At 68.5% G+C, this 21,270-nt stretch carries 19 protein-coding genes; 3 read left to right on the forward strand and 16 right to left on the reverse strand.

Annotated features, from left to right (window positions below; genetic code table 11):
* Positions 1-73 precede the first annotated feature (73 nt).
* From A3ES_RS0114610 to A3ES_RS0114650, 9 genes are all read right to left on the reverse strand, one after another.
* Positions 74-1,168 carry a glycerate kinase family protein gene (locus A3ES_RS0114610; protein WP_020387573.1) on the reverse strand — a complete coding sequence of 365 codons (1,095 nt, stop codon included), beginning with the start codon at positions 1,166-1,168 and terminating at the stop codon, positions 74-76.
* Between the two features lie 67 nt (positions 1,169-1,235).
* Positions 1,236-1,892 (reverse strand): SRPBCC family protein, encoded by a 657-nt coding sequence (locus tag A3ES_RS0114615; RefSeq protein ID WP_020387574.1) that lies wholly within the window; start codon positions 1,890-1,892, stop codon positions 1,236-1,238.
* Entirely contained in the window at positions 1,889-2,743 is an 855-nt protein-coding gene (locus tag A3ES_RS0114620) for an FAD binding domain-containing protein (RefSeq protein WP_020387575.1), read from the reverse strand. Before A3ES_RS0114620 ends, A3ES_RS0114615 begins: the two co-directional genes overlap by 4 nt.
* Positions 2,740-5,151 (reverse strand): xanthine dehydrogenase family protein molybdopterin-binding subunit, encoded by a 2,412-nt coding sequence (locus tag A3ES_RS0114625; protein WP_020387576.1) that lies wholly within the window; start codon positions 5,149-5,151, stop codon positions 2,740-2,742. Before A3ES_RS0114625 ends, A3ES_RS0114620 begins: the two co-directional genes overlap by 4 nt.
* Positions 5,148-5,615 (reverse strand): (2Fe-2S)-binding protein, encoded by a 468-nt coding sequence (locus tag A3ES_RS0114630; protein WP_020387577.1) that lies wholly within the window; start codon positions 5,613-5,615, stop codon positions 5,148-5,150. The genes A3ES_RS0114625 and A3ES_RS0114630 overlap by 4 nt, the downstream gene beginning before the upstream one ends.
* A gap of 72 nt (positions 5,616-5,687) precedes the next feature.
* Entirely contained in the window at positions 5,688-6,821 is a 1,134-nt protein-coding gene (locus A3ES_RS0114635; protein WP_020387578.1) for an XdhC family protein, read from the reverse strand.
* Positions 6,814-7,917, reverse strand: coding sequence for a vWA domain-containing protein (locus tag A3ES_RS0114640; RefSeq protein WP_020387579.1), 1,104 nt, complete (start codon positions 7,915-7,917; stop codon positions 6,814-6,816). Before A3ES_RS0114640 ends, A3ES_RS0114635 begins: the two co-directional genes overlap by 8 nt.
* Positions 7,918-7,924: 7 nt before the next feature.
* On the reverse strand, positions 7,925-8,800 hold the full coding sequence (locus A3ES_RS0114645; protein WP_020387580.1) for an AAA family ATPase: 876 nt from the start codon (positions 8,798-8,800) through the stop codon (positions 7,925-7,927).
* A gap of 38 nt (positions 8,801-8,838) precedes the next feature.
* Positions 8,839-9,426 (reverse strand): nucleotidyltransferase family protein, encoded by a 588-nt coding sequence (locus tag A3ES_RS0114650; RefSeq protein ID WP_040454733.1) that lies wholly within the window; start codon positions 9,424-9,426, stop codon positions 8,839-8,841.
* Positions 9,427-9,530: 104 nt separating this feature from the next.
* On the opposite strand from A3ES_RS0114650, the gene nadA reads away from it, so the two are divergent.
* Positions 9,531-10,721 (forward strand): quinolinate synthase NadA, encoded by a 1,191-nt coding sequence (gene nadA, locus A3ES_RS0114655; RefSeq protein WP_237744959.1) that lies wholly within the window; start codon positions 9,531-9,533, stop codon positions 10,719-10,721.
* Here the strand turns inward: nadA and A3ES_RS0114660 are convergent.
* The 5 genes from A3ES_RS0114660 to A3ES_RS47195 form a co-directional block, all read right to left on the reverse strand.
* On the reverse strand, positions 10,718-11,917 hold the full coding sequence (locus tag A3ES_RS0114660; protein WP_020387583.1) for a glycosyltransferase: 1,200 nt from the start codon (positions 11,915-11,917) through the stop codon (positions 10,718-10,720). The two genes, nadA and A3ES_RS0114660, sit on opposite strands and share 4 nt — an antisense overlap.
* Positions 11,917-12,333 (reverse strand): FAD synthase family protein, encoded by a 417-nt coding sequence (locus tag A3ES_RS0114665; RefSeq protein ID WP_020387584.1) that lies wholly within the window; start codon positions 12,331-12,333, stop codon positions 11,917-11,919. The genes A3ES_RS0114660 and A3ES_RS0114665 overlap by 1 nt, the downstream gene beginning before the upstream one ends.
* Positions 12,333-13,082, reverse strand: coding sequence for a CDP-alcohol phosphatidyltransferase family protein (locus A3ES_RS0114670; RefSeq protein WP_020387585.1), 750 nt, complete (start codon positions 13,080-13,082; stop codon positions 12,333-12,335). Before A3ES_RS0114670 ends, A3ES_RS0114665 begins: the two co-directional genes overlap by 1 nt.
* A complete protein-coding gene (locus tag A3ES_RS0114675; RefSeq protein ID WP_040454745.1) occupies positions 13,079-13,507 on the reverse strand; it encodes an adenylyltransferase/cytidyltransferase family protein in 429 nt (142 codons plus the stop codon). The genes A3ES_RS0114670 and A3ES_RS0114675 overlap by 4 nt, the downstream gene beginning before the upstream one ends.
* Positions 13,508-13,667: 160 nt before the next feature.
* Positions 13,668-14,891, reverse strand: a complete 1,224-nt coding sequence (locus tag A3ES_RS47195) for a glycosyltransferase family 4 protein (RefSeq protein WP_063745961.1) — start codon at positions 14,889-14,891, stop codon at positions 13,668-13,670.
* A gap of 142 nt (positions 14,892-15,033) precedes the next feature.
* Between A3ES_RS47195 and A3ES_RS47200 the strand changes: the two genes are divergently transcribed.
* Together A3ES_RS47200 and A3ES_RS0114690 are read left to right on the forward strand one after the other, a co-directional pair.
* Positions 15,034-16,713 (forward strand): right-handed parallel beta-helix repeat-containing protein, encoded by a 1,680-nt coding sequence (locus A3ES_RS47200; protein WP_083933459.1) that lies wholly within the window; start codon positions 15,034-15,036, stop codon positions 16,711-16,713.
* A gap of 242 nt (positions 16,714-16,955) precedes the next feature.
* Complete coding sequence (locus A3ES_RS0114690) at positions 16,956-18,665, forward strand: right-handed parallel beta-helix repeat-containing protein (protein ID WP_020387590.1); 1,710 nt, start codon at positions 16,956-16,958, stop codon at positions 18,663-18,665.
* Between the two features lie 146 nt (positions 18,666-18,811).
* On the opposite strand, the gene A3ES_RS0114695 is transcribed toward A3ES_RS0114690, so the two are convergent.
* Together A3ES_RS0114695 and A3ES_RS0114700 are read right to left on the reverse strand one after the other, a co-directional pair.
* Positions 18,812-20,245, reverse strand: a complete 1,434-nt coding sequence (locus tag A3ES_RS0114695; protein WP_040454734.1) for a mannitol dehydrogenase family protein — start codon at positions 20,243-20,245, stop codon at positions 18,812-18,814.
* The gene (locus A3ES_RS0114700; RefSeq protein ID WP_020387592.1) at positions 20,242-21,183 is read right to left on the reverse strand and encodes a sugar kinase; all 942 of its coding nucleotides are present in this window, start codon (positions 21,181-21,183) and stop codon (positions 20,242-20,244) included. The genes A3ES_RS0114695 and A3ES_RS0114700 overlap by 4 nt, the downstream gene beginning before the upstream one ends.
* Positions 21,184-21,270 lie beyond the last annotated feature (87 nt).

Raw genomic sequence — 21,270 nt, forward strand, 5'->3', positions numbered from 1 at the left:
TCGCACACCAATTTCAGGGATCAACCACACGCCTCACCCGGTGGAACGGCCCGGTACGCCGTACCGGCCGGTTTCAGCGGGCCCAGGTCCTGGCGACCCGCTCGGCGACGGCGGCCAGCGAGCCGTGCGGGTCGGCGAAGGCCCGCTCCTCGCCCACGGCGTCGACCAGCGAGTACGCCGACTCGACCCCCATCGTGCGCATCTCGCGAGCGCCGATCTGGACCTTGCCGGCCAGTACGACGCAGGGCCGCATCGCGTCGTTCGCGACCTTCGCCACGCCGGAGATCACCTTGCCGTCGCGGGACTGGAAGTCGAACGCCCCCTCCCCCGTCAGCACCAGATCGACCTGCCCGGCCTTCGCCTCCAGCCCGGTCAGCGCCGCGACCAGGTCGATCCCGGAGACCCGCTCGGCACCGAGCAGCAGCAACGCGTACCCGAGCCCGCCGGCGGCACCCGCGCCCTTCTGGTCGGCCGTCTTCCGCCCGGCCAGCTCCGCGAACTTGGTCAGATAGCCGTCGACCGCGGGCTTCCGGTCGTCGGTGATGCCCTTCTGGCTTCCGAAGATGTTGGTAGCGCCGCGCAGCCCGAGCATCGGGTTCTCGACGTCACTCGCCGCGACGAACTCGACCCCGGCCAGCCGGGTCCGGGCAGGCTCCAGATCCACCTCGGTCAGCTCGGCCAGCCCTTTGGCGCCGGCGTCGAGGCTGCCGCCTTGTGAGGTCGCCCCGAGCGCGGCGAGGAGCCCGGCGCCCGCGTCGTTCGTCCCCGATCCGCCGAGGCCGAGGATGATCCGTTTCGCCCCGGCATCCACGGCCGCGGCGATCAACTGGCCAACGCCGTACGTCGTCGCGTCCTCCGGCCGCCGATCGGCCGGCTCGACGAGATGGAGTCCACACGCCTGCGCGGTCTCGATGTACGCCGTCTCCCCCGCGACCAGCACGGCCGCCGGGGTCTCCGCACCGAGCGGCCCACGTACGGTCACCGCGAGCAACCGGCCGTCGACAACCGCCGACAACACGTCGATGAACCCGGGCCCGCCATCAGCCATCGGCGCCACCAGTACTACGGCCTCCGGGTCCCGTCGCCGCCAGCCTTCCTCAATGGCCGCCGCGGCCTCGACAGCGGTCAACGTCCCAGCAAACTTGTCCGGAGCAATTAGCACGCGCATGCGCACATCCTCCCCTACCCAGTTGCGCCCGTGCCGCACCGCGGCCATCCCCCGGACAGGTCGGCCTTCAGCGGCGGAGTAGGCGGCGGAGGACCAGCGCCAGCATGGCGCCGATGAGGTACGGTGCCAGGCGTCTCGCCAGCGCCGGCACCAAGGTCGAGCCGAGGTCGAGCGCCGCCTCTCCGGACGAAGCAGAACCAGACGACGTCGGCCCGGACGAAGTCGGGGCCCCAGCGGAGGCGGCGGACGGTTCGGCCGGGGTCTGCGTGGCCTCAGCGGGGGTGCCGAGTTCCTTGGTGAGGCAGGCGACGAACTGGTCGAGGAGTTTGTCGGAGACCTCCTGGATCAGGCCGCGGCCGAACTGTGCCGGTCTGCCCGTCACCGTGAGGTCGGTTTCCACCGTGACCGCGGTCGCGGAGTCGCCGGATGCGGTCAGTTGCGCCGTCACGTGTACCGTCGCCGTGCCGTTGCCGCGGCGATCCTTGCCCTTGGCCTCGACCACCGCGCGGTGGGTCGCCTCGTCGCGCTCGGTGAAAGTGCCGTTCCCGTTGTACTGCAGCGAGACCGGGCCCAGCTTCACCTTGCAGGACCCGACGAACTCGTCTCCGTCGTACGACGTCAGGGTGGCGCCGGGGAAACACGGCACCACCCGTTCGAGGTCGTTGAACGCGGCCCAGGCCTGCTCGACCGGAGCCGGTACGACGAACTGGTGCTCGAGCTTCATCCGGTACCCGCCGCGGCCAGCACCGCCCGCCGGGTGAGTACCGACGCGAGGTGTCTGCGGTAGTCGGCATCACCGTTGAGGTCGGTCGGCGGTGAGGTCCCGTCTGCAGCGTGAGCCGCGGCTGCCCGCACCGCTTCGGCTGTCGCCGGTTGACCAACCAGGGCCTGCTCGACCGCGGTTGCCCGGATCGGAGTCGACCCCATGTTGGTCAGCCCCACCCGCGCTTCGGTGATGGTGCCACCGTCCAGGCGCACGGTCGCGGCGACCGCCACGATCGACCACTGCTGCGCGACCCGGTTGAACTTCTCGTAGTGCGCACCCCAGCCGGTGTACTTCGGTACCCGGATCTCGACCAGCAGTTCGTCCTCACCAATGGCGGTGCTGAACACGCCCTCGAAGAAGTCCGCCGCACCGACCGTACGCCGGCTGTTGGCGCCGGCGATCACGAAGAATGCGTCGAGGGCGACCGCCACGGCCGGTAAGTCACCGGCCGGATCGGCATGGGCAAGCGAGCCCCCGAACGTACCCCGGTGACGCACCTGAGGATCGGCGATCGTCGCGGTCGCCAGCGAGATCAGACTCGCGTGCTCGGCGATCAACGGGTCGGCCTGGACCACGCTGTGCGGCGTCATCGCACCGATCACCAGCGCGTCGCCGTCCTCGCGGATCCCGTTCAGCTCCTCGATCCGGCCGAGGTCGACGATCACCTCGGGCGCTGCCAGGCGCAACCGCAGTACCGGCATCAGGCTCTGTCCGCCGGCCAGCACCTTGGCGTCATCGTGCTCGCGGAGCAGGGCCACCGCCTCGTCCACCGACGTGGGCGCGTAGTAGTCGAACGCCACCGGGATCATGACCTTCCCCCTTCCTGCTGTGCCCCTTCTTGCTGTGCCGACTTCAGGGCCTTCCAGACCCGGTACGGCGTACAGGGCATCGCGATGTCGGACACCCCGAGGTGGCGGACCGCATCGATCACCGCGTTGACCACAGCCGGTGTCGACGCGATCGTGCCGGCCTCGCCGACGCCTTTCACGCCGAGCTGGTTCGTGGTCGCCGGTGTCTCGGTGCGCGCGGTCACGAACGGCGGCAGGTCTGGCGGCGACGGCACCAGGTAGTCGACGAACGAGCCGGTCAGCAGGGTGCCCGATTCGTCGTGCACGGCTTCCTCGTAGAGCGCCTGCGCGATGCCCTGCGCCAGGCCGCCATGTACTTGCCCCTCGACGATCAGCGGATTGACCACGGTGCCGACGTCGTCGACGCTCACGTACGAACGGATCTTCGCGGCCCCGGTCTCGGTGTCGACCTCGACCGCGCACAGATGGGTGCCGTGCGGGAAGGAGAAGTCGTCTGGATCCAGCGTCGCGTCGGCGTCCAGCGACCGCTCCGCACCGGCATCCAGCTTGTGTCCCTGGAAGACCGCGAAGGCGAGGTCGCCGAGGCTCATTCCCGTCTCGGTGCCCCGGACGCCGAACCTGCCGCCGGAGAACTCGAGGTCGTCGACATTCGCCTCGAGCAGCTGCGCGGCGATCGGCTTGGCCTTCTCGATCACCTTGTCGGCCGCGGCCAGGACCGCCATCCCGCCAACCGCCAGCGATCTCGAGCCGTAGGTGTCCAGCCCTCTGGCGGCAACCTGGGTGTCGCCGTGCAGCACCTCGATGTCCTCGAAGGCCACCCCCAGCCGGTCCGCCACGATCTGACTCCAGGCGGTCTCATGTCCCTGGCCGTGCGGACTGGTTCCGGTGATGACCTCCACCTTTCCGGTCGGCAGCATCCGGATCGACGCGTGCTCCCAGCCGCCGCCGACGTACCCCATCGACCCGAGCCACCGGGACGGCGCCAGCCCACACATCTCCGTGTACGTCGAGATGCCGATCCCGAGCTGGACCGGATCCTCCGACTCACGGCGTTTCTGCTGCTCGGCCCGAAGGTCGTCGTAGCCGAACAGGTCCTTGGCCTTGGCCGTCGCGGCCTCGTAGTTGCCGGAGTCGTACGTCAATCCCGACACGGTGGCGAAGGGGAACTCCTCGTGCTTGATCCAGTTCCGCTCGCGGATCTCGAGCGGGTCGACGCCGACCTCGACGGCCAGCTCGTCCATCAGCCGCTCGATCGCGAAGGTCGCCTCCGGCCGGCCTGCGCCGCGGTACGCATCGGTCCAGGTCTTGTTGGTGAAGACGTTGGTGCAGCTCAGGTGGTACGCCGGGAACTTGTAGATGCCGTTGTACATGAAGGCGCCCAGCAGTGGGATCGCCGACGTGACGAGACCGAGGTACGCACCCATGTCGGCCAGCAGCTCAACCTTGAGCCCGGTCACCGTGCCGTCCTTCGTAGCGGCGAGCGTGAGCTGCTGCCACTGGTCCCGGCCGTGATGAGCCGCCATCAGCGACTCCGACCTGGTCTCGCTGTACTTGCACGGTTTGCCGGTGTGCCGGGCAGCGATGACGGTGAGCACCTCCTCCGGGGTGAACTGCAGCTTGCCGCCGAAGCCACCGCCGACGTCCGGCGCGATCACCCGGATCTTGTGCTCGGGGATACCCAGGACCAGCGCGATGAAGATTTTCACGAAGTGCGGGACCTGGGTCGACGACCAGACCGTGAGCTGCTCGCCGGTCGGGTCGACGGCGATCGACCGCGGCTCCATGAACGCCGGGATCAGCCGCTGCTGGCGGATCTCCCGTTCGATCAGGATTCCGCCGTCGCGAGCGGCCGAGATCGCCGCCTCGACGTCTTGGCCGGTGCCGGCCTCGGCCGAGTCGAACGTCCAGACCGCTGAAACGTTGGTGCCGAGGTCCGGGTGCGCCAGCGCCTCGTCGGTAGCGGCCGTCTTCAGGTCAAGAACCGGCGGCAGTTCCTCGTAGTCGACGTCGACCAGGTCGGCGGCGTCGTTCGCCTCCGCGGCGGTCCGGGCCACGACCATGGCGACGATCTCGCCGGCGAAGGCCACGTGCTCGACCGCGATCGACGGGTGCACGGGCGCCTTCTGCTCAGGCGTGATCGCCCAAGCGTTGGGCAGTGCTCCCTGCTCGTCGGCCAGGTCGGCTCCGGTCAGCACCGTCACGACGCCGGACGCGGCCTTCGCCGCCTCGGTGCCGATCGCGGTGATCCGGGCGTGCGCGAACGGGCTGCGCACCATTGCCAGGTGCAACATGCCGGGCAGGGCGATGTTGTCGGTCCACCGGGTCCGGCCGGTGATCAGGCGGGCGTCCTCCTTGCGGCGGCGCGGGCTGCCGACCTCGGTGGCCGGGCGGTCCTCGGTGGTAGTCATCGCGCACCTCCCGCGGCGGCGGCGCGGACGGCCTTGACGATGTTCTGGTACCCCGTGCAGCGGCAGAGGTTGCCCTCCAGACCGAGCCGGATCTCGTCGTCGGTCGGGTCGGCTTTGCCGGCCAGCAGATCGATCGCCTGCATGATCATGCCGGGGGTGCAGAATCCGCACTGCAGAGCGTGGTTCTCGTGGAAGGCCTGCTGCATCGGGTGCAACTGGCCGTCAGTGGCGAGTCCCTCGATCGTGGTGACCTCGTGCCCGTCGGCCTGAACCGCCAGCAGCGAACACGACTTCACGCTCTGCCCGTCCAGGTGCACGGTGCAAGCGCCGCAGTTGCCGGTGTCACAGCCGACCACAGTGCCGGTCTTTCCCAACTGTTCGCGCAGGTAGTGCACGAGCAGCGTGCGGGGCTCCACGTCATCCGTGTAGCCGCTTCCGTCGACCTTCACCGTGATCCGGGTCATCCCCGCCTCCAGAAGTGAGCAGTGCCGATGTTTCCGATCCTGCGCCGGTGTGATGCACACCACAAGGGACGATCAATGATGACTGTGCTGATGGTGGATGGGGCCGGCCTGGTTCGAGAGGCGATCGCCGACGCCTCCCCAGCGCACCGCGATGATCTCGGCGGCGATGCTGACCGCGGTCTCCTCTGGTGTCCGGGCGCCCAGGTCCAGCCCGATCGGGCTGGCCAACCGGGCCAGCTCGGGCTCCGTCAGCCCTGCCTCGCGGAGCCGCTTCAGCCGGTCGTCGTGGGTCCGGCGCGAGCCCATCGCACCTACGTACGCGATCTCCGGTAGCCGCAACGCGACCTCGAGCAGCGGTACGTCGAACTTCGGGTCGTGCGTGAGCACACACAGGACGGTCCGCGCGTCGATCCGGCCGGCCTCCGCCTCTGCGGCCAGGTACCGATGCGGCCAGTCGACCACCACCTCGGCCGACGGGAACCGCGACGCGGTCGCGAAGACTCCTCTCGCATCGCAGACCGTCACCCGGTAACCGAGGAACGAGCCAAGCTTCGCGACCGCGGCGGCGAAGTCGATGGCGCCGAAGACCAGCAGCCGCGGCACCGGCGCGTACGACGACACGAAGACCCGCATCCCCTCGCCTCGTCGCTGCCCGTCCCGGCCGTACTCCAGCGTCTCGGTCCGGCCGGCCGCGAGCAGCCCGCGGGCATCATCGGCCACAGCGTCATCCGCCCGCTCGGATCCAAGACTGCCGGCCGTCGGCTGATCCACCGGACGCACAACCAGCCGGCGGCCGATCCGGTCGGCGTCTGGATGGGCAACCACCGTCGCCACCGCCACCGGCCGGCCCTCGGCGACATCGGCTGCCACCTCTCCCAGTTCGGGGTACGACGCCTGGTCGACGCGCTCGACGAACACGTCCAGGATGCCGCCGCACGTGAGTCCCACTGCGAACGCGGATTCGTCGCTGACGCCGTACCGCTGGAGTACTGGTTCACCGGACTCGAGGATCTCTTCGCCGAGCTGGTAGACCGCGCCTTCGACGCAGCCGCCCGACACGCTGCCAACAGCCTCCCCTTCCGGGCCGACCAGCATCACCGCACCCGGTGGCCGCGGCGCCGACTCGAACGTCGCGACAACGGTGCCGACGGCAACCGACTGCCCCGCACTCCACCACCCCATCAGCCGCTCGAGCACGTCACGCATCGGCCACCACCTCCAGAAGATCCGCAAAGCTGGCCAGGCTGTGCCCTGCGATCAGGTCGTCCAGGTAGGGCAACACGGCCACGATCCCCGCCTGGACGGGCAGATAGCCGGGCTTGCCGCGATGAGGGTTGAGCCAGACGACCCGATGGGCAAGTGCGGCCAGCCGGCGCAGCTGCGCCCCGAGCAGTGCGGTGTCGCCGCGTTCCCAGCCATCGCTGCACACCACCACGACCGCCCGGCGGGCCGTCCCCCGCTGGCCCCACCTGTCCAGGAACACCTTGAGTACCTCGCCCAGCCGAGTGCCGCCCGACCAGTCCGGTACGACGTCACCGGCCAGCCGCAGGGCGTACTCCGGGTCGCGGTGCCGCAGCGCCGGCGTCACTCGGGTCAACCGGGTCCCGATGGTGAAGACCTCCACCTGGCGTGGGGCCACCCGGACCAGGGTGTGGGCCAACCTCAACAGGCTGTCGGCGTAGGGTCTCATCGAACCGGACACATCGACGAGAAGCACGACCCGGCGAGGTCTGGTGCCACGGCGCCGATACAGCACGCGCGCCGGTTCGCCGACCTGGCGCAGCTGGGCCCGCATCGTCCTCCGCGGGTCGATCTCGCCCATGTGCGCGGGGCGCCGCCGTGTACCGCGGCGTACTGGTGCTCGAGGCTTGAGGCTCGCGAACATCCGGACCAGCTCGGCCCGGTCGGTAGCGGACAGCTCGGCGACATCCCGATGGCGAAGTACCTCGGTGTCGCTCGCGGACACGGTGAGCGACCGGTCGTCGTCGCCATCACCATTGCCCTCGGCATCGAGTCCGGCCTGGAGGATGGTCGGCGCCGATTGGGTACGCCGGAGCGACCCGCTCGGGAGATCGCCGGAAAACCAGGCGGCGAACACTTCGTCGTACCGGGCAGTGTCGTCCGGACCGCTACACAAAGCCGCCCGACCGGACCAGTAGACGTCAGCGGCAACGGCGGCATCGAGTGCGACAACGGCCTGCAGGAACACCTGCACCCGATCGGCGGTCACCGCCAGACCCGCGTGCCGCAGCGCGGAGGCGAAACCAACCAAGGCAAAGTCGGGCGACTGATTCAGGGTCATCTGTACCTCAACTCGCCAGCAGCCGGTCCAGCGACTCACGGACCCGGTCGGTGTCCTCGCGGTACTTGAGCACCGCTCCCAGGGTGGCGGCCGCGGTCTGTACGTCGAGGACGGCTGCGCCGAGCGCGTCGATTGCCCGGGCCCAGTCGAGGGTTTCCGCCACCCCCGGCGGCTTGAGCAGGTCGAGCTCGCGCATCCGCTGGACCGACCGCGTCACCTGCTCGGCCAGCCGCTCGGAGACCTCCGGCAGCCGGGTCCGGACGATCTCGACCTCGCGCTCCAGTCCCGGATGGTCGATCCAGTGGTAGAGACAGCGCCGCTTCAGCGCGTCGTGTATCTCGCGGGTCCGGTTCGAGGTGAGGACGACGATCGGCGGCACCTTCGCGGTGATCGTGCCCAGCTCGGGGATGGTCACCTCGTGGGTCGACAGCACCTCCAGCAGGAACGCCTCGAACTCGTCGTCGGAGCGGTCGATCTCGTCCACCAGCAAGACGGCCGGGCTCTCGCGCAGCGCCCGCAGTACGGGCCGGGCGAGCAGGAAACGCTCGTCGAACAAGGATTTCTCGACCTCCTCAGCCGCGATCCCACTGCTGGTCGCCTCGACCGTGCGCAGGTACAGGATCTGGCGGGGGAAGTCCCAGTCATAGAGCGCTTGCGTCGAGTCGATGCCCTCGTAGCACTGCAGCCGGATCAGTGGCAGGTCGAGCGCCTCGGCGATGGCTTCGGCGAGCGAGGTCTTGCCTGTGCCCGGCTCCCCCTCCAGCAACAGGGGCCGGCCAAGGGCGAGGGCAAGATAGCCGACCGTGGCCAGGCCGTCGTCGGCGAGGTAACCAGTCCCGCGCAGACGCTCGGCGAGCTCTGCGGCGGAGCCGACAACGTTCATCTGTTCAGCATCGCCCCAGCCGACTGGGATGCCAAGGATCAGCTTGGCCGATGACCGGCCGGCAGTTGGTCGGGGGTGTCCACATCCGCACCGTCGGCGAGGTCCGAGCACTCGATCTCGCGTGGCGGGTGCTGCCTGAGGTAGGACCGGGCGCCCTGGTCTCCGACCGCCGTCGCGATAACCCCGGCCCAGTGGTCACGGCCGAGTAGTACCGGATGACCGGGGCTGCCACCGAAGACGGCTCGGGTCAGCGCGCCGGGATCCGCATCAGCCGCGATACGGCGTACGACGTATGTCTCCAGGCTTGGTACATCGACCGGTACGACGAGGGCGGCGACCGGCTCGGCGTGGTTCGCCAGCGCGGCCAGTCCGGCTCGAAGGGTCGCGCCCATGCCTTCCTGCCAGTCGACCGCCTCGATCACCTCGACGGGCTCATCGACCAACTCGGTCATCACCTGCTTCGCGGCGGCTCCAACAACGACCACAACCGGGACACACCCGGCCTCGGCGAGAACGCGAGCCGTCCGGACCACCCAGGCGATGCCTTCCGCGTCTCGTGCCAGTGCTTTCGGTCCACCCATCCGGCGCCCCGCCCCCGCTGCCAGCACCAATCCCGCGATCTCCACACTTCGGAGGGTAGCCACCGGTTCGCGGCGGCGAGAACCGGCGTTAATTTCGCATCCTGAGCAGTGACGTGCACCACGCGGGTGGACACGTGCGGCGTGGCACGATGGTTGCTGTGACGACCATTGCAGAGGGTTCGAAGTCTCTCCCGTTGCTCTTTCTGGGCCGGGACACCGACCCGCACTCGGAGCGTGGGGTGGAGTGCCCGGGCGCTCTTCCGCCGGCCTCCGACCCCAACCTGGTCGAGCGCGCGCTGAAGGCGAAGGCCGCGCTCGGTGACCAGGTGTTCGTGCTCGGCCACCACTACCAGCGCGACGAGGTGATCCAGTTCGCCGATGTCACGGGCGACTCGTTCAAGCTCGCGCGCGACGCGGCGGCCCGGCCGGACGCGCCGTACATCGTCTTCTGCGGTGTGCACTTCATGGCCGAGTCCGCCGACATCCTCACCAACGAGAACCAGACGGTCATCCTGCCCGACCTCGCGGCCGGCTGCTCGATGGCCGACATGGCCCGGATCCAGCAGGTCGAGGCGGCCTGGGACGCGCTCGCCGACGCCGGCGTCGCGGACGTCACCGTGCCGGTCACCTACATGAACTCCAGCGCCGACATCAAGGCGTTCTGCGGCCGCAACGGCGGAGCAGTCTGTACTTCGAGCAACGCCGACGTCGCGCTCGACTGGGCATTTCAACAGGGCGAGAAGGTGCTGTTCCTTCCCGACCAGCACCTCGGCCGCAACACCGCCGTACTGAAGATGGGCATCAGCCTCGACGAGTGCGTCGTCTACGACCCGCACAAGCCGGGCGGCGGTCTCACCGCCGAGCAGCTCGCGAAGGCCAAGATGATCCTGTGGCGCGGGCACTGCTCGGTGCACGGCCGCTTCACCACCGCTTCCGTGGACGACGTCCGCAGCCGGGTCCCCGGCGTCAACGTGATCGTGCACCCCGAGTGCCAGCACGAGGTCGTGCTCAAGGCAGACCTGGTCGGCTCGACGGAGTACATCATCGACACCATCGGCAAAGCCGAGCCCGGTACTTCGTGGGCCGTCGGCACCGAGCTCAACCTGGTGCAGCGACTGGCCAAGCAGCACACCGACAAGAACATCGTCTTCCTCGACAAGACGGTCTGCTACTGCGCCACGATGAACCGCATCGACCTCCCGCACTTCGTCTGGGCCCTGGAAAACCTCGTCGCCGGCCACGTCGTCAACCCGATCAAGGTCGACCCCGACACCGAGAAGTACGCCAAGATCGCCCTCGACCGCATGCTCGCCCTCCCCGGCAAAACCGCCCGCGACTAACCGCTCAGATGGCGGGCGTCGGCGGTGGCGTACCAGGTGGTGAGGATTTCGGGGAGGCGGTCGGGGGCCCAGCGGTTGACTGGGTCGATGCGGCCGCGGAGGGAGGCCAGGCCTTTGGCTAGTTCGCCTACTACGTCGCCTTGCCAGGGGACGACGGCGCCGTCTTCGGGGGCGACGATGACCGAGGGGCCGGCGCGGTCGATGCAGACGACTGGGCAGCCGCTGGCCAAGGCTTCTGCTACTGCCCAGCCGGCGGCTTCGCGCATGGCGGGGGCCAGCAGGGCATCGGCGCGGAGCAGGGCGGTCAGGACCTCTTCACGCGGAAGCTGGCCTACGAATTCAACCCGATCCCGTACGCCGAGCTGCTCGGCCAGTCGCTCGGCGCGGCGCCAGTCGGGGCCGTCGCCGATGACGCGGAGCTCCCAGTTCGCGGCCTCCGGGCGGGCCAGGGTGCTGATTGCCATCAGCAACCCTTTCCACGGGATCAGGCGACCGACGAACAAGGCGGTCTTGATGCCGGGGGCACCGTACGGCTCCCGCGGACCGCAGGCGGTGGCGAAACGGCTGATCGCGACATTGGGCTGGACCACGACCTCGCGCGCGTACTTGCCGAAGTACTCGGCGACATCCTTGTTCTGGGCAACGACCAGATCGGCGCTCTGGGCAAGCTTCCGGCCGACCAGCCGGCGGACGATGCCGGTGTAGGCACGGCGGACCAGCTCGTTCAGCAGGCCTTTCGAGCCGAGCCAGTGCGCCATCGACAGCGGCGCTGTCGTCGAGCCACCGACCGGACCCCAGATCACCTTGGCCGTCGACTCCTGGACGACGCCCGCGGGCATCCAGTCGGTCGCGAAAGTCAGATGGTGGATGACGTCGAAGGAGTGCTCGGCGTGCAGCCGCTGAGCGGTCCTACCGGCCAGCCGCTGCCAGAGCGGGTAGTACCAGTAGACGTCCGCGTGCCGGCGCCGGAGCTTGAGCAACCACTTCGGCAGCTCGAGCGGTACGACGGTCAGCGACGGAATCGGCCGGGCGGCCAGCTCCTCGGTGATCTCGTGCGCGAACTTGCCGCGGGTGAGCAGCCAGACGTCGTGGTCGCGCGCCGCAGCCTTCGCCCAGGCCCAGCCGGCACCCGGCTCGGACCCGCCCTTCGGCCGGCACGCGTAGGCACTGAGCAGGATCTTCGGCCGGGTCGACATCACAGCGTCCCCTCCAGGAGCCTCCGTAGATCCGTGCTCGAGGTGGAGGCCGTGTACGGGAAGTAGTGCACGCTCGCACCGACCTCGCCGAGCAGCTTCTCCAGCCGGGTCCCCTTCTCGGTGCCTTTCCAGTCGTCACCTTTGAAGAGCACGTCGTAGCGCAACTGCTTCCACATCTCGAACTTGTCGCTGGACCAGTCGCTGACCACCTCGTCGACCAGGCCGATGGCCCGGACGACCTCCATCCGCTCGTCGTGCGGAACGACCGGCGGACGGCCCTTGATCTTGGTCACCACGTCGTCCTCGACGACGCCGGCGATCAGGTAGTCGCAGTGCTCGCCGGCCCGGCGCAGGATGTTCAGGTGACCGATGTGGAACATGTCGTAGACCCCGGGGGCATAGCCGATCACACCCATCAGCTCTTCACCTCCGTACTCCGCGGCGCCGGCTGCAGGGCCGCCATCTCCTTGTACCACTTGGCGATCGCGGCCAGCAGGAAGAGCAGGTTCGCCGCCAGCAGTACGCCGTACAGGCTGGTGAACAGCGCCGGCCAGCCGAAGGTGAGGAAGACCAGGCACAGCACGCCGTAGTCGGTCGGTGCTATCAGCAACGACTTCACGACCGAGTCGCCGCGCACGTTGGCCGTGCTGGCGCCATGCCGCCGGCGGAGCTGATCGATCAGGATCAGGCCGAAGAACAGCACGGCCGACACGCACAGATAGGCCAGCGGGATGAGCAGTACCAATTCGTTGCTGAAGGCATCGAAGCGGTAGAGCGAGATCAGTACCGCGCTGTGCAGCAAGGCGATCTTGACGCAGTCGATCATGTGGTCGAGCCACTCGCCCAACGGCGAACCTCCTCCGCGCAGCCGGGCCAGCTGGCCGTCGGCGGAGTCGAAGGCGTAGCCGAGCACCAGCATCGCGGTGACCGCCAGCGCGAGCGGGAGGCTCGGCTCGACGGTGGCTATGAGAACGATGCCGACCAGCGAGCAGAAGCCACTGGTCAGGCTGATCTGGTTCGGCGTCCGGCCGGCCAGGAAGGCGCCGGCGGCCAGGTACCGGCCGATCCGCCGGTTGACGAACCGGGAGTACGCCGGTGTTCCGGCCGAAGGCTTCTGCGCGCGCGACAACTCGGCGACGATGTCGCCGAAGGAGCGCCCGCTCATGCGACCGAGCTGCGCGACTGCCGCTGGTCGATAGCGGCGCGCAGGATCTGGCTGCGGGAACCGCGTCCGGATGCCAGGACACTGACCAGGCCGGCGGGCACCCCGTCCAGCTCGTCAGGACCCAGTACTCCGTCGGTACCGTCGGCGGCGAACACGGTTGCGGCCTTGAGCTGACCGGTCAGCCAGTCTGCCTCGACGCCGTCGACCACGACGACCTCGTCGACACAGCGCAGCTGCTCGAGGATCTGCGTGCGTTCGACGATCGGGACGAACGGACGAGCACCCCAGGCGTCAGCGGCCCAGTCGTCGGTCAGCACGCCGACGACCAGCCGGTCGCACTGCTGTTTAGCTCGTTCCAGCACATCCAGATGACCGACGTGGAACAAGTCGAAGACCCCGGTCAGATAGCCGATGCGTTGCGGCATCTTGTACTCCCCCACTGAGCTCTCACGAGCCCTGCCCCGTCGCCCCCCGGGCGAGTTGAAAAACGAACTCTTGGCGAACATCCCGACAACCGGACCCCACCAAAGACCGACGTGACCCCCCACGTCTGCGCTGACCTTACACCGGGTAATCACGGCTCGCCTAGCTACTCGCGTCACCGCGTGCCTGGCCTTGCCGGCCGGTCCGGTGGTCGGCCGCGTGCCGGGCGATCGCATCGGCGTAGATCCTCTCCGTGGCCGCCAGATCACGCTCCGGGGTGAAGCGGTCGAGATATACCTGGCGTGCTCGTTGGCCGAAGGCTATCGAAGTCGCCTCGGCTGTGAGCAACCCCACTGCCTTTCGGAGTGCCTCCGTGTCGCCCGGAGTGACCAAGGCACCGGTTTCCCCGTCGTCGACCAGCTCCGCGAGCGCCCCGATCCTGGACGCCACCACCGGTACTCCGTGCGCGAACGCCTCGATCACCACGAGCCCGAACGTCTCATAGGACCGCGCCGGTACGACGAGGGCGCGCGCGGACCGCAGTACGTCCATGCACTCGGCCCAGGGCAGCGCTCCCAGCACCTTCACCGACGGATCCAGCCTGGCGCGCTCGTCGGCCTCGGCCCGCAACGGCCCGTCGCCGACCACGACGAGCTGACCGAGCGCCGCGTCCCAGGCTTTGAGGAGATCAGCGAAACCCTTCTCCTCAGTCAGCCGCCCGAGAAAGACAACGGGCTCCCCCGCGCCCTCGCGTACCGCGCCCGAGTGGGCGACGGCGTGTGGCTTCACGACGATCTGGTCGGGGTCGAACCCGCCGGCGACGTACCGGGAGCGGACGAACTCCGACGGCGCGATCAGGGTCGTGACGTACCGCTGCCAGGTATGGAGTGCTTTGTGCACGGTGATGCCGGCGACCAGCGGGAGGCTCTGCACCTTGGAGTCGCGATAACAGCCATGCACCGCGCCACGCCACGGAATCCGCCCCACGCAGGATTCGCAGGGACCACCGTTTCGCTGCAGTACGCCGTTGGCACACATCAGCCGGAAATTGTGCAGAGTGGCGACGACCGGCAGGTCCTGGCGGGCCGCTGCACGCAGTACAGAAGGACTGAAGAGCGGGAAGGTGTTGTGCACATGCACGATGTCCGGACGCGCCGTCTGCAATCGGAATGTTAAATCGCGTTCGTCGGCGAATGACCATACGGAGCGGAACGGTAACAGCGCGCGATCTTTTCGGCTCATTTGCGCAATGTCGTCACTGTTCTGTGCGTAAAGGTCAACAACATGTCCTGATGTACGCAAAAGATCAGCCGTTTGATCGACGACGGTGTTTTCGCCACTGGGTTGACCCGAACGGTAACGGTTGTGCAACATGGCGACCCGCATGACACCACCTTAAGTCTCGCGGTGGTGACAACTGGTACGTGACAGGCCGCACCTGGGGACGAACTACCGCGCGCCGAGACACCCGGAGGGTGCTTTGAGGAGTATTGGTTCGAGAAGGGTGTTGCTTGCAGCCCTTATCGCCATGGCGTTGGCTGTCGTTACAGCTTTCCCCGTCATCTCTCATTACAAGAACGCGGCTTCCGCGGAGAAGTCACGCGACACGGCCCAGAACGGCCCGTCCGGTCCAGCGGTGCTCCCCTCGAAACGCCCGGCCGCACAGCCGACGCAGCCGCCTGGCACCGTCTCGACCAAGCCCCCGACGGTCGCGCCGTCGAAGAAGCCGGTGGCCCCCACCAAGAAGCCCACCAGTACGGCGACCAAGTCCGAGCCCACCGCCACCACCCCGCCGGCCAAGACCGAGCCGGCCATCGGCGAGACCGACGCCGGCCCAGCGGTCGCGGGTCCCTGCAGTGGAGTGGTGATCAAGCCCGGCCAGAACGCCCAGGCCGTGGTCAACTCCCAGCCGGCCGGCTCGACCGTCTGCTTCGCCTCCGGTGTGCACCGGATCAGCCAGACCATCCGGCCGAAGGCGAACATGACGATCGCCAGCTCGGCTCGCGCAGTCCTGACCGGCTCGGTGCCCCTCACCAGCTGGGCCAAGTCGGGCACGCGCTGGGTCACCCGCGGCGCGCTGCCGTCGGCGTACGGGATGAGTGGGCAGTGCGAGGACAACAAGGCGAACATCTGCCACCTGCGCGAGCAGGTCTTCCTGGACAGCAGCCACCTGACCCGGGTCGCGTCGCTCGCCGCGGTCAAGGCCGGCACCTTCTACGCCGACTACGCCGCTGACGCGATCTACCTGGGCAGCAACCCGGCCGGACACGCGGTCGAGATGTCGAAGACGCCGACCGCGATCGAGTCGAACCAGCCCGGCGTCACCGTCCGCGGCCTGACCATCGAGCACTTCGCCAGCCCGGCCCAGGCCGGCGCGCTGGTCTCCGGCCCCGGCTGGACCGTCAAGGCGAACGAGGTCCGCTGGAACAAGTCGGTCGGGCTGATGCTGGTGAAGGCGAACAACGCCCGGATCGAGCGCAACCTGGTGCACCACAACGGCCAGCTCGGCCTCGGCCAGTACAACTCGCTCAAGGCGAACGTCACCCGCAACGTCATCACCTACAACAACACCGACGGCTTCTGGATCGCCGACTGGGAATCCGGCGGGATGAAGTCGACGCGTTCGTCGGGCACCGTCAGCAGCAACCTGATCCGGTCCAACAAGGGCGTCGGGCTGTGGGCCGACGTCGCCGACGACGGCCGGGTGATCAGCTCGAACAAGATCACCGGTAACGCCGCCGACGGGATCCGCTTCGAGATCAGCCGCAACGGCGTGATCGAGAACAACACGATCACCGGCAACGGATTCGGTACCGGCCGTGGCTCCGGTACGTCGCTGTGGGACGGCGGCGGTATCAACGTCAACACCTCGTCGAACGTGACGGTCCGGAACAACACCGTGTCCGGCAACGTCAACGGCATCTCGATCCAGTCCCGGACCCGGGGCGACGGACCGTGGGGCCGCTACCTGCTCCGCAACGTCCATGTCACCGGCAACACGATCGGGATGACGGGCGGCACCCAGGCGACCGGCATGGTGCAGAACTCCGGAGCCGAGGTGCCAGCCGGACAGCTGACCTTCAGCGGCAACCGGTACCTGCTGGACAAGCTGGCCGCGCAGCGGTTCGCCAAGTTCGGCACCAAGCTGACCGCCATTGGCTGGCGCAGTGCCGGCCTTGATACCGCTGGGAGCTTCCTGACCAGCTGAGGAGCCGGCCTTCCCGAGCGAGCCCGATGCCGCGGGGCTTGCATCACGCAGCGCAACTTTGATGACAGAGCGCAATTGATGCACCCGGCAACAACAAACATGCCTGGGGCAACCGACTCGGAAGAATTGTTGGCCGACGCAACGACAATGCGTATTGCCACGACTACCTCAAGTAGTAGTCTTCTGGAGAAGGCCGCACCAGGGGGGTGCAGAAAGAAGTACCAATCCCCGGAGGGTCGTCAGTGAAGAAGTCAGTGACCATCATCTGTGTCGCGGCAGCCGGTGCGGTCGCCTTGACCGGGATCGTCGCCGGAACGCGAAGCAGCATCGCCTCCGCATTCGGTGAGGACAACAAGTCCGGCGGCATCCTGCCGGGTGAGCATCCACGCAAGCCCTGGCCGCGCCCGACGCCGACTCCGACCGTCAGTGTGCCCAGCACGCCCGCCCCGACCCCTGCGCCGACGCCCACCCCGACCACCACCAAGCCGACCGCCACGCCAACTCCGACGCCAACGCCCTCCCCGACACCGGAGCCCACGCCGACGCTGCTCCCCCCGGGCACCTTCCCGGCCGGCCCTTCGCTGGCGCCGGCCTGCAACGGCACCACGATCAGGACCGACCAGAACGCGGCCGACCTGATCGACAAGTCCGCGACCGGTACGACGTTCTGCTTCGCCGCCGGCCTGCATCGGATCGACCGCCCGTTGCGCCCGAAGGCGAACTCGACCCTGGGCAGCGACGAGGGCGCGGTGCTGACCGGCTCGGTCCCGCTGACCGGCTGGGCGGCCGACAACGGCGACTGGGTGACTCGCGGCGCGCTGCCGGCGGCGTACGGGATGACCGGGCAGTGCGAGGACAACGTCGCCAACATCTGCTACCTGCGCGAGCAGGTCTTCCTGAACGGCAAGCACCTGTTGCGGGTGAAGACCCGGGACAAGGTTGCTCCCGGCACCTTCTACGCCGACTACGCCGGCAACGCGGTGTACGTCGGTGACAACCCGCAGGGCCGGTCGGTGGAGATGTCCAAGACGAAGACCGCGATCGAGCCGGGCGGGACCAACGTCGCCATCCACGGGCTGACGGTCGAGCACTTCGCCAGCGCACCGCAGGCCGGTGCAGTGGTGCTCGGCGGCGGCTGGCGGGTGTTCGCCAACGACATCCGCTGGAACCACGCGGTCGGCGCGATGCTCGTCAACGCCGACGGCGCGACGCTGGACAAGAACCTGATCCAGTACAACGGGCAGCTCGGCGTCGGCCAGTACAGCACCAGCAACGGCAAGATCGTCGGCAACCAGGTCAGCAACAACAACACCGACGGCTTCTGGATCGCCGACTGGGAGTCCGGCGGGATCAAGACCACCTGGTCCATCAACGGGTCCGTGGCCGGCAACCTGATCAAGGAGAACCTCGGCGTCGGGCTGTGGAGCGACGCGTACGACGACAGCCGGGTGTTCCGCGACAACCAGATCGTCGACAACGCCGCTGACGGCATCCGCTACGAGATCGGCCGCAATGGCGTGATCGAGGACAACGTCATCACGGGCAACGGCCTGGGGACCGGTCGCGGGTCGGGCCGGTCGCTGTGGGACGGCGGCGGTATCAACGTGAACACGTCGACGAACGTGACGGTTCGCAACAACGTGCTGGCCGGCAACGTGAACGGCATCTCGATCCAGTCCCGGACCAGGGGCAACGGCCCGTGGGGGCTGAACGTGCTGCGCGACGTGATCGTCACCGGCAACAAGGTGACGATGCGCGGCGGGACGACGTCGACGGGCATGGTGCAGAACTCCGGCGCCGCGATCCCGACCGGCGAGGTCGTGCTGAAGGACAACAGCTACGTGCTCGACAGCCTGAGCGCGGACCGGTTCCAGAAGTTCGGCCAGTGGTTCAGCGCGGCCGAGTGGCAAGCCGCCGGCCTCGACACCGGCAGCCACTTCACCACCGGCTGACCGAAACGTCCAGGTGAGCATCCCCAGAGCTCACCCGGACCCACAAGAGGCAGCCGCCGCGAGCAGCATCTCGCGGCGGCTGCTGCCATTTCAGCCGGTCATGCCGCACGCGTGTCTTCCAGCCGGTCGATGCGCTGACGCGCCTTTCAGGCGGTCAGTGCGCTGACGTGGTCGATCAGCAGGTCTTTGAAGACTGTGTTTGCGGGGAGGTCGGTGCCGAAGACGGATTCGACGCCCAGGAGCGCGTCCACCGTCGCGGCCGGGCCGGGGGTCGTGGTTGCGAGTGCCTCCTGCAGTTTGCCGGCTTGGGGATCGTCGAGCGGCAGATCCTTGCCGTTGGCATCCACTCCGGTGGAGACGTAGACCATCCAGGCGGCGACGGCGAGGGAAGCCAGGCGCGGCTCGGTGTTGGCGGCCAGGCGGTCGCGGATGGTGCCGAGCAGGCGGACGGGCAGCTTCACCGAACCGTCCATCGCGACCTGCGCCGTCCGGTGCTTCAGCGCGGGGTTGGCGAACCGTTCCAGCACACTCTGCCCGTACGCCGTCAGGTCGAGCCCGTCCGGCGGCGTCAGCGTGGGGATCACGTCGGCCGTCATCAGCTCGCTGGCGAAACCGGCCAGCTCTTCGTCGCGAACTGCCTCGGCAATCGTCTCGTAGCCGCGCAACGCACCCAGATACGCGAGCATCGAGTGCGTCGCGTTGAGCATCCGCAGTTTCGCCTGCTCCCACGGCGCAACGTCACCGGTGAAGATCGCGCCCGCCTTCTCCCAGTCCGGGCGCCCGCCGGCGAAGTCGTCCTCGATCACCCACTGCAGGAACGGCTCCGCAACCACAACAGCCTCATCCCGTACTCCGAGCAGCGCCGCGGCCCCAGCACGGTCGGCATCCGTGGTCGCCGGCACGATCCGGTCAACCATGCTGGCCGGGAAGCGCGCGACCTCCAACTGCTGGATCAGCTGCTTGGCATCCGGTGAGGCGGCGGCGTAGTCCTCCATCAGGCGACGGAGAAAGGGGCCATTGGCCACCAAGTTGTCACAGGAGAGCACCGTCAGCGGACCGGCGCCGTTCTCAGCACGCCGAGCCAGTCCGGCGGCCAGTTGACCCGCCACGGTCCGGGGTGGGCGGCCAGCGAGGTCGGCCTGGATCTCCGGATCGGTCAGGTCGAGACCGCCTTCAGCGGCGGCTCGATATCCCTTCTCGGTCACGGTCAGCGTCACCACCGCCACCGCCGGATCCGCGATCCGGGCGACCACCGACTCCGGGTCCTCCGGCGCGGTCAGGACGTCGCGGATGCTGCCGATCACGCGGATGCTGGGGTCGCCCAGGCCACGGGTCAGTACGGAGTACAGGCCGTCCTGTGGTGCGAGCTGATCGCGAACGGTCGCTGAGCGCTGGCTGATGCCGCAGATCCCCCACCGGGTGTCGCCGGTGAGGATCGCGGCCTGCTCGGTGAAGACGGCTTGATGCGCGCGGTGGAAGGCCCCGAGGCCGAGATGGACGATCCCGACAGTGAGCTCCCGCGGGTCCACGCCCGGCCTATGAACAGCCGGAATGCTGCTGAGGCTCAGTCGCTCGATCATGCAGATACCTCCGCTGCTCCGTTGGCCGCGTGGGCCCGGGTTTCTTCGAGTGTGGCTACGTGGCCGGTGCCGCCGAGGCCTCCGACTGATAGCGAGGCGGCCGCCACGCCGAGTCGTACCGCCTCTTCCAGGCCATCGCCGAGCGCGAGTCGCGCCGTCACCGTGCCGGCGAACGAGTCGCCCGCACCGGTCTGGTCGACAACCATCGGCGCCGGGATCACCGGGATCTCGACGATCCGTCCGGCGTCGTCCAAGAGCACGCCTTCGGATCCGCGAGTCAGTGCGACGGCCTCGACGCCGAGCCCTCTGATCGCAGTACAGGCTGCGACTGGATCGTCTCCTTCGCTGACCAGCTGTGCTTCGCGTGGCCAGGCTGGGGTGACGAGTCGCGTGTACTGCGCCAGCGTGCGGAGGTGATCCCCTGCTCCAGCGGCGCTCACCAACCGCGGTCGCCAGTTGGGGTCATAGACGAAGCAGCGAGCACTCGACGCGGCGACCCGCACCGCCTGGGCCGACAGCGGCGAGATGGCGCAGGCGATCCCGCTCGCCAGCACCGCACCGGTCCGCGCAACCAGATCGAGGGGTACGTCGCCCGGGCCGAGTCCTGAGCCTGCGCTCCCCCGGCGTACGTAGGTGAACTCCCGTGCGCCCGACGGGTCGGCGTGCTGAAGGTAGACGCCGTGCTGCCCGGGCACCCGGATCACCTGCGACGTGTCGATGCCCAGGGCAACCACTCGGTCGAGCAGCCGGTCGCCGAGCTCATCGTCGGGCACCCTGGCGAGGAGAGCCGTGTGCGCACCCGCGGCGGCCGCCGCGGCCGCCGAGTTGAGCGCGTCGCCGGAGAAGTTGAGCGTGAGCGCAGTACCGGCGTCGAGCGGTTCCGTGGAGCTGAACTCCACCAGGATCTCGCCGATCACCAGTACGTCGGGGATCACCATGCGTGCACCGTTCCATCCTCCAGGCGGTTCACCGGCAGGTACGCCGGGCGGTACGGATAGGCGTGGGGTTGACGAGGCGCATCGGGA

Source organism: Kribbella catacumbae DSM 19601 (assembly GCF_000372465.1).
In the GTDB taxonomy this organism is placed as follows: domain Bacteria; phylum Actinomycetota; class Actinomycetes; order Propionibacteriales; family Kribbellaceae; genus Kribbella; species Kribbella catacumbae.

Coding starts and splice junctions, on each gene's coding strand:
- A3ES_RS0114610 (WP_020387573.1), bottom strand. CDS start 1,168: ATGCGCGTGCTAATTGCTCCGGACAAGTTTGCTGGGACGTTGACCGCT.
- A3ES_RS0114615 (WP_020387574.1), bottom strand. CDS start 1,892: ATGAAGCTCGAGCACCAGTTCGTCGTACCGGCTCCGGTCGAGCAGGCC.
- A3ES_RS0114620 (WP_020387575.1), bottom strand. CDS start 2,743: ATGATCCCGGTGGCGTTCGACTACTACGCGCCCACGTCGGTGGACGAG.
- A3ES_RS0114625 (WP_020387576.1), bottom strand. CDS start 5,151: ATGACTACCACCGAGGACCGCCCGGCCACCGAGGTCGGCAGCCCGCGC.
- A3ES_RS0114630 (WP_020387577.1), bottom strand. CDS start 5,615: ATGACCCGGATCACGGTGAAGGTCGACGGAAGCGGCTACACGGATGAC.
- A3ES_RS0114635 (WP_020387578.1), bottom strand. CDS start 6,821: ATGCGTGACGTGCTCGAGCGGCTGATGGGGTGGTGGAGTGCGGGGCAG.
- A3ES_RS0114640 (WP_020387579.1), bottom strand. CDS start 7,917: ATGACCCTGAATCAGTCGCCCGACTTTGCCTTGGTTGGTTTCGCCTCC.
- A3ES_RS0114645 (WP_020387580.1), bottom strand. CDS start 8,800: ATGAACGTTGTCGGCTCCGCCGCAGAGCTCGCCGAGCGTCTGCGCGGG.
- nadA (WP_237744959.1), top strand. CDS start 9,531: ATGGTTGCTGTGACGACCATTGCAGAGGGTTCGAAGTCTCTCCCGTTG.
- A3ES_RS0114660 (WP_020387583.1), bottom strand. CDS start 11,917: ATGTCGACCCGGCCGAAGATCCTGCTCAGTGCCTACGCGTGCCGGCCG.
- A3ES_RS0114665 (WP_020387584.1), bottom strand. CDS start 12,333: ATGGGTGTGATCGGCTATGCCCCCGGGGTCTACGACATGTTCCACATC.
- A3ES_RS0114670 (WP_020387585.1), bottom strand. CDS start 13,082: ATGAGCGGGCGCTCCTTCGGCGACATCGTCGCCGAGTTGTCGCGCGCG.
- A3ES_RS0114675 (WP_040454745.1), bottom strand. CDS start 13,507: ATGCCGCAACGCATCGGCTATCTGACCGGGGTCTTCGACTTGTTCCAC.
- A3ES_RS47195 (WP_063745961.1), bottom strand. CDS start 14,891: ATGCGGGTCGCCATGTTGCACAACCGTTACCGTTCGGGTCAACCCAGT.
- A3ES_RS47200 (WP_083933459.1), top strand. CDS start 15,034: ATGGCGTTGGCTGTCGTTACAGCTTTCCCCGTCATCTCTCATTACAAG.
- A3ES_RS0114695 (WP_040454734.1), bottom strand. CDS start 20,245: ATGATCGAGCGACTGAGCCTCAGCAGCATTCCGGCTGTTCATAGGCCG.
- A3ES_RS0114700 (WP_020387592.1), bottom strand. CDS start 21,183: ATGGTGATCCCCGACGTACTGGTGATCGGCGAGATCCTGGTGGAGTTC.